This window comes from Frankia sp. Mgl5 (assembly GCF_023242985.1).
Lineage (GTDB): Bacteria > Actinomycetota > Actinomycetes > Frankiales > Frankiaceae > Parafrankia > Parafrankia soli.
In genome coordinates, this window is sequence record NZ_JALKFY010000043.1 from 1 (window position 1) to 303 (window position 303).

General features: G+C 56.1%; 1 protein-coding gene. It reads left to right on the forward strand.

Annotation, left to right across the window (positions count from 1 at the left end):
* On the forward strand, positions 1–296 hold a 296-nt coding region (locus MXD62_RS08280; RefSeq protein ID WP_248828815.1), incomplete at its 5' end, for a nitronate monooxygenase.
* Positions 297–303 lie beyond the last annotated feature (7 nt).

Consider the following 303-nt stretch of genomic DNA (forward strand, 5'->3'; position numbering starts at 1 on the left):
CGGATACTACGGTCACGCGAGCTTTCTCCGGTCGCCCGGCACGCGGCATTCGCAATCAGCTGATTGATTCCGCCTGGATGAACCAGCTTGCCACACTGCCTTACCCGATCCAGAACCATTTGACCCGGGAAATCCGCACAGCGGCTGCACAGCGCGGCGACAGCGAATATTTCACGATGTGGGCGGGCCAAAGTGTGGCGGCTGTGCAAACAGAGGAGACTGCTGGCGAAATCATGGACAAGCTGATGGCGGAAGCGGAATTGGCAATTCAACGGATACATACGTTATTAATCTAGACAGGCT